The sequence below is a fragment of the Streptomyces sp. NPDC054783 genome (assembly GCF_053611725.1).
Window position 1 is genome coordinate 926,351 of the sequence record NZ_JBSHAY010000001.1, and the last position, 7,163, is coordinate 933,513.

General features: G+C 69.0%; 4 protein-coding genes. All 4 read left to right on the forward strand.

The genetic code is table 11. The features are described from left to right. The first annotated feature begins 27 nt into the window (after positions 1-27). Positions 28-1,464, forward strand: a complete 1,437-nt coding sequence (locus tag ACWGJ5_RS04295; RefSeq protein WP_453308235.1) for a carotenoid oxygenase family protein — start codon at positions 28-30, stop codon at positions 1,462-1,464. 549 nt (positions 1,465-2,013) lie between these two features. Next, positions 2,014-2,280 (forward strand): acyl carrier protein, encoded by a 267-nt coding sequence (locus tag ACWGJ5_RS04300; RefSeq protein WP_385319555.1) that lies wholly within the window; start codon positions 2,014-2,016, stop codon positions 2,278-2,280. Next, positions 2,264-3,127 carry a thioesterase domain-containing protein gene (locus ACWGJ5_RS04305; protein WP_453308236.1) on the forward strand — a complete coding sequence of 288 codons (864 nt, stop codon included), beginning with the start codon at positions 2,264-2,266 and terminating at the stop codon, positions 3,125-3,127. Before ACWGJ5_RS04300 ends, ACWGJ5_RS04305 begins: the two co-directional genes overlap by 17 nt. Positions 3,128-3,254: 127 nt before the next feature. Next, a partial coding sequence (locus ACWGJ5_RS04310) for a beta-ketoacyl synthase N-terminal-like domain-containing protein (RefSeq protein ID WP_453308237.1) occupies positions 3,255-7,163 on the forward strand: 3,909 nt, incomplete at its 3' end.

The window sequence follows — 7,163 nt, forward strand, 5'->3', positions numbered from 1 at the left end:
GTGTGCACGACGCGACGGGGGGACGTCATGGCGGGGTTCGGCCTCGGCTTCCAGAGTCCGGGCGAAGAGACCCAAGCGGTGGAACTGAACGTCAGGGGGCGCATACCCGCATGGCTGAGCGGCGTATTGCTCCGGAACGGGCCGGCCAAGTTCGAGGTCGGCGGCACGGGGTTCCGCCACTGGTTCGACGGTCAGGCCATGCTGCATCGCTTCGCGATCGGCAGCGGCCGCGTCGAATACGCCAATCGATACCTCGACACCCCGAGTAGCCAGGCGGTCCTCCAGGAGGGCCGGATCCGCTACCAGGAATTCGCTACCGACCCCTGCCGGAATATTTTCGCCCGGTTCTTCACGCCCTTTCTGCGCTCGCGTCCCGTCAATCCCAATGTGAATATTGCCAGGTTCGGTGACCGGTTCGTCGCGCTCACCGAAACGCCACTGCCGGTGGAATTCGCGCCCGACACCCTCGCCACTCTCGGGGTGGTCGATTACGACGACCGATTAGGTGGGCAGTTCACGACGGCGCACCCTCACCAGGACCCGGTTACCGGTGACCTCGTCAACTATGTGACGCACTTCTCGCGGCGCAGTGAATACCGTGTTTACCGGCAGCGGCCCGACGGCACGCGGCAGCGCGAACTTCTCGGACGGCACCGTGCGGATGAGCCCGCCTACATGCACAGCTTCGCAATCACGGCCAGGCATGTGGTGCTGGTCGAATTTCCCCTGGTGGTGAATCCCTACAGGCTTTTGCTGAGTGGTCGGCCGTTCATCGAGAACTACCGCTGGAAGCCGGAGCGCGGAACCCGGTTCGTCGTGATGGACCGCGAGGACGGACGCGTAAGCGCGGTGCTCAGCGGTCCGGCGTGCTTCGCCTTCCACCACATCAACGCGTGGGAAGAGAAGGACCGGCTCCTCATCGACCTGTGCGTCTATCAGGACTCCTCGATCATCGAGGCTCTCTACCTCGACACCCTCCGCGCCGGCGGTCCTCTCCCGCAGGCCTCGCCCATGCGGTACTGCCTGGATCCCGAGGCCGGCACGGTCACCGCGGAACCGCTGGCGGGGGAGAGCTTGGAGCTGCCGCGGATCGCCTATCAGCGGCGCAACGGCCGGCCCTACCGGTATGCGTACGGTGTCGGCTCCCGTGACGGCGGAACCGATGACTTCCTCAACCAGCTGGTGAAGATCGACGTCAGGGACGGCGGCACTCTTCTTTGGCGTGAGGAGGGCTGCTACCCCGGCGAGCCGGTCTTCGTGGCGGCGCCCCCCGGCCACGGCGCAAACGGAGCGGAAGACGAGGGAATCGTCCTTGCGGTCGTCCTGCGTCCGGCGACCGCGTCGTCGTATCTCCTGGTACTCGACGCGCGAACGTTCCAGGAAGTCGCGCGAGCCGATGTCTCGCATGCCGTCCCGTTCGGCTTCCACGGCATCTTCGTCCGGGACCACCCCGCTCCGGGATAAGAGAAGAATTCGGATCCTGGAAGTAGGAAACCCTGGGACTGCGGGCTGATCGATCCGCTGCCCTAATGGGGCTGCTATTTTTTAGCGGAATTGTCATGTACCTGATTGTCTAGACTTTTCCTCCGGGGCTCCAACTTGCCCAAAGATGAGGTCTGCTCGCTTTCATCAGTACTGGCAAGTTAGATTCCTGGGTGTGTTCATTTACGGAAGAACGCGGGATACCCAGTGTTAACAACACGCCCCTTGTCTGGCCGTCAGAATCCCTTTTAAGCTGCAAGCGCTGGCTCGCTCGGAGGAGCCGGCCGCGGCGGAATCGCCCCGGTGAGTGAACCCGAACCCAGACTGACGGTGAAGTAAGGAGGTTCGAGGTTCGATCGGCCGGGTTTCCTCCTCTGCGCTTGTTGCCTTCCGTTGTTTTCGACGTATCCATGTGCGGCTGCTTGCGTCATTCCGTGCACTTCTGTGACCCCACACCAGGAGCGCCCACGGCGAGCGCTGCCGCGTTCTGTTCCGCTCGCGTTCGTCCCGTCCCCTTGGAAAGGAATCGCCATGCCCGCAGTGAGCGCGCTCGAGGCGCAGGAGTGGCTGATCGAGAAGATCGCGCACCGCCTCGGCACCGAGCAGGCCGAGGTCTCGCCGGAGACGTACTTCGACGAGATGGACCTCGACTCGACGGAGGCCCTGATTCTCGCCGGCGAGATCGAGAACTGGCTGGGGTTCGAGCTCAGCACGACGACGCTGTGGTATCACCCCACCATCAAGGACCTGGCCGCTCACATCGCCGAGGAGAGCGACCAGCGTGCAGCCTCCGCGTAGCCCGGAACGGTCCATCATCCACCGCTACCAGGTAGCGGACCCCGACGGTCACACCGTCTACCTGGTCCATCCCGGCGCGCTCGACACCTCCGTCCACCGCGGTCTGGCGCAGGCCCTCCCCGCGGGAGTGGGACTGACCGTGCTCGATCTGAGCGGCCTGCCAGAATACTGGCAGGCCGCGCTCACCGGCGGGCGCGCCCCTACCACCATCGAGGGCCTGGCCTTCCGGCTGCTGACAGCCCTTCACGTCGATCACATTCGCGGCAGCTACGTGCTGGCGGGCTGGTCCTTCGGCGGTGTGGTGGCGCACGCCATGGCCGGTCTGCCGACGTCGCACCGCCGCCCCGAGCGACTGGTGCTGCTGGACAGCATCGCGCCCGTCGAGGCGTACAAGCAGGACGACGACGTCCTCGAACCGTCGTTGCTGCTGGGCTGGTTCATCATGTACCTCGGCGCAAAGCGGGGCCGCACGATGCCGCTCGACGCGGGGCGGCTGGCAAACCTCGGGGTGGACGACGGCCTGAAACTGGTGCTGGAAGCCGCCATCGCAGCCGAAGTGCTGCTGCCTTCGACTCCTCTCCCGGGCCTGCGCAAGCTCTACGACACCTACGTCGACGGCCTGCTCCGCAACAACCGACTGACCAATCCTTACCGCCCGCTGCCGGCACCACTGCCCGTGGTGCTGGCCAAGGCCGAGCGCAGTCTGATCCCCGGGGACCACACGATGGGCTGGGAGTCCCTCGCTCCGCACGGCCTTGAGGTGCACTCCTGTCCGGGCGACCACTACACCATGCTCATCCGCGCCGACGCCGCAGCTGTCATCGCGTCCCTGCTCCGCCCTGCCTGAGCGCGGATACCCGAGAACTCCAGCAATCACCGGGCACCGAGAACCAGCAGACCTTCGCCGGTAGGCGCACCCTCCTCGCACGAGCCGGGCCGTGCCGTCCTGCCCTGACCCTCGAGAGAGCCTCGCTGTGAACGTTTCGCAGGATTCCGACCTCGACCGCCGCCTCGCCCGCGACCCGATCGCGATCGTCGGCCTGTCCGCCCTCTACCCCAAATCCCGAGATCTGCGGGAGTTCTGGGGCAACGTCGCTGCGGCGGTCGACTGCATTGAAGACGTGCCCGCCACCCACTGGGACACCAACGAGTTCTACGATCCCGACCCCACAGTGCCGGACAAGACCTACGCCACGCGCGGCGGTTTCATCCCCGACACGCCCTTCAACCCCCTGGAGTTCGGCCTCCCGCCGAACACCCTGGAGGTCACCGATGTCCTGCAGCTGCTCAGCCTGGTCGTCGCCCGCGACCTGCTCAAGGACGCCGGTGCCGACCAGCCCTGGTACGACGCCTCGCGCACCGGTGTCGTGCTGGGCATCACCGGCGCCAACCAGCTCACCCAGCCGCTCACCGCTCGCCTGCAGACCCCCATCCTGAAGGAAGTGGTCCGCAGTTGCGGCCTCTCCGAGCGGGACGCGGAGGAGATCGCGGCCAAGTTCCGTCTGGCCTACGCGCCGTGGGAGGAGAACTCCTTCCCCGGGATGCTCGGCAACGTCGTTGCCGGCCGTGTCGCCAACCGGCTGGACCTCGGCGGCATCAACATGACCATCGACGCGGCCTGCGCCAGCTCATTGGGCGCCGTCAAGACGGCCGTCAGCGAGCTGCTGGAGCGGCGCGCGGACACCATGCTGGTGGGCGGCTGCGATGCCGAGAACACCATCTTCATGTACCTCTGCTTCAGCAAAACCCCGGCGTTGTCCAAGAGCGGCCGCATCCGGCCCTTCGACAAGGACGCCGACGGCACGCTGATCGGCGAAGGCATCGGCATGCTGGCGCTGCGCCGACTCAGCGACGCCGAGCGGGACGGCAACCGCATCTACGCCGTGCTGCGCGGCGTCGGTGCGGCCAGCGACGGGCGCTTCAAGTCCATCTACGCACCGCGCAAGGAGGGCCAGGTCCTCGCCCTGGAGCGGGCCTACCACGACGCGGACTGCTCTCCGGCCAGCGTCGAGCTCTTCGAGGCGCACGGCACCGGCACCGCTGTCGGCGACGCCACCGAGCTCAGCTCCCTCGCCGCAGTGATCAGCGCGGCCACCACCGAGCGGCAGTACGCGGCAGTGGGCAGTGTCAAGTCGCAGATCGGACACACCAAGGCGGCGGCCGGCGCGGCAGGCATGATCAAGCTGGCCCTGGCCCTGCATCACAAGGTGCTGCCGCCCACGATCAACGTCGCCCAGCCCAACCCGGCCGTCGACTTCGAAAACGGACCGTTCTACGTCAATTCCGAACTGCGGCCCTGGATCCGCGACCCGCGCCGACCGCAGCGCCGGGCCGCGGTCTCCTCTTTCGGCTTCGGCGGCACCAACTTCCACGTGGTCCTCGAGGAGTACGGCGAGGGCGACGACCTGCAGGTGATGTTCCCGGTCGCCCAAGTGCACCTGTGGCACGCCGCCGACACCACGGCGCTCACCGCTGCGCTCGCCGAGGGTGCGCCCGCGCACGGCGGCCCGGCTCCCGAGGGGCACGCCCGGGTCGCCTTCGCCGCCCGCGGCGCCGAGGAGGCCGCGACGCTCCGCGAGGTGGCGCTGCGCGAACTCAAGGCCCGGCCGGAGGCCGAATCCTGGTCGCACCCCAAGGGAGTCTTCTTCCGCCGCCGGGCCGCCGAAAGCGCAGAGCGCGGCAAGATCGGCGCGCTTTTTGCAGGGCAAGGCAGCCAGTACGTCCACCCCGGTCTGACCGCCGTGCTGGCGCTCCCGCCGCTGCGCGCCGCCTTCGACCACGTCAACCGGCACTTCGAGGGTGCCGAGGCGCTCTCCCGCATCGCCTTCCCGCCGCCCGTCTTCAACGATGCCGCGCGCAAGGACCAGGAGACCGCGCTGCGCGCCACCGAGTACGCCCAGCCTGCCATCGGCGCCCTCTCCGCAGGCCAGTTCCGCTACCTCAGCGAGCTCGGCTTCGCACCGGAGGGCTACCTCGGACACAGCTTCGGCGAGCTGACCGCGCTGTGGGCGGCCGGTGCAGTGGACGACGACAGCTACTTCGCCCTCGCCCGGGCCCGGGGCGCCGCCATGGCCCCTCCCGCCGGGCCCGGCTTCGACGCCGGGGCGATGGCCGCCATCAGCGCCCCGGAGGAGCGAGTGGCACGGCTGCTGGCCGACATACCCGGGCTGCACGTGTGCAACCGCAACGCGCCGGACCAGATCGTGGTCGGCGGAGCCACCGACGCCGTGCACACACTGGTGGCCTCCGCGGGCGGGGCCGGGATCAAGGCCGCCCGGCTGCCGGTCTCCGCGGCCTTCCACACCCCCTACGTCAGCCACGCGGTGGAAGCGTTCCGCGCCCGTGTCGAGACCGCAGAGGTGGCCGCGCCGCGCGGAACCGTCTACGCCAACACCCGCGGCGCCGCCTACGGCACCGACATGGCCGCCAACCGCCGCGTCCTCGCCGAGCAGCTCATCCACCCGGTGGACTTCGCCGCACGGGTTGAGGAGATGTACGCCGCCGGATTCCGTACCTTCGTCGAGTTCGGGCCGAAGAGCGTGCTCACCCAGCTGGTACGGCGCATCCTCGGCGAGCGCCCGTACACCGCGCTGGCCGTGGACGCCGGCCCGGGCAAGGACGCGGACCGGGCGCTGAAGCAGGCTGTGGCCCAACTCGCCGTGCTGGGACTCCCGTTGCAGACCGCGGACCGTTACGTGGCCCCCTCGGTGGAGCGTGAGCCGGTCAAGGGCATGGCCATCATGCTCAACGGCATCAACTACGTCTCACCGGAGCGCAAGGCGGCCTACCGGGAGGCGATCGAGAACGGTTACTGCGTCGCCCTCCCGTCCACGCCGCCGGCGCCGTCCGCGCCCCCGCTTGCTCCCGCTCCGACGGTCACTCCCGCGCCCCAGCCCCGGCCGGTGGCCCCGCAGCGGGTGGCCGCGCCCCAGCCGCCGGCCGCCGAGCGCGTGGCCGCCGTCGCCCTCGCACCGTCGCCGGCGAGCCCTGCACCGTCCCCGGCCCCGGCTCCCACGCCCTTCCTCACCGCCCAGGAGACAGCACCCGTGGACAACGACCGCCTGGCAGACGTGATCGCCGACCACCTGGAGCTGCACGACGAGTACCTCAACGGGCAGCTGGACAGCGCGCAGCGCCTCGCCGGGCTGCTGGAGCGCGCCTACGACCAAGGGCAACTGAACCAGGTGCTCTCCGGCGTCATCACCGTCAAGGAACACAGCCTGGCCGTCGGGCGCACCCACCTGCGGGCCAACGAGATCCTGCGCGAACTGGCCGGCCTCGAACTCGGCGCGTCCCCGGCAGGACAGACTGCCCCGGCCCCGGTCGCGTCCCCCGCGCCCGCGCCCGAGGCGCTCTTCGCGCCCGCCCCGGCCGTGGTCCCCACACCAGCGCCGGAGCCGGTGGCCGTCCCCGCGGCGCCTGCCCTCGCTGCCCTGCCGGCCCCGGCGCCCGCCTCCGTTCCCACTCCCGCTCCGTCCCCTGTTCCCGAGCCGGTCGCCCCTGCGCCTGTTCCGGCCGTTGTCGCGGGGCCTGATGCCGCGGCGGTTGCGTCGGCGCTGCTGGATGTGGTGGCTCAGAAGACGGGTTATCCGGCGGAGATGTTGGAGCTGGGGATGGATGTCGAGGCCGATTTGGGTATCGATTCCATCAAGCGGGTGGAGATCATGGGCGTGCTGCATGAGCGGTTTGCCTCGGGTCAGGCCGCGGCGAGTCCGGAGCAGCTGGCTGAGCTGCGTAGCCTGCAGGACATTGTGGGCTTCGTGGCCGGCGCCTCGTCCGCGGTGGTGTCTGCGCCTGTTCCGGCCGTTGTCGCGGGGCCTGATGCCGCGGCGGTTGCGTCGGCGCTGCTGGATGTGGTGGCTCAGAAGACGGGTTATCCGGCG

Excerpts from the sequence above, each read along its gene's own strand:
- ACWGJ5_RS04295 (WP_453308235.1), top strand. The coding sequence starts at position 28 with ATGGCGGGGTTCGGCCTCGGCTTCCAGAGTCCGGGCGAAGAGACCCAA.
- ACWGJ5_RS04300 (WP_385319555.1), top strand. The coding sequence starts at position 2,014 with ATGCCCGCAGTGAGCGCGCTCGAGGCGCAGGAGTGGCTGATCGAGAAG.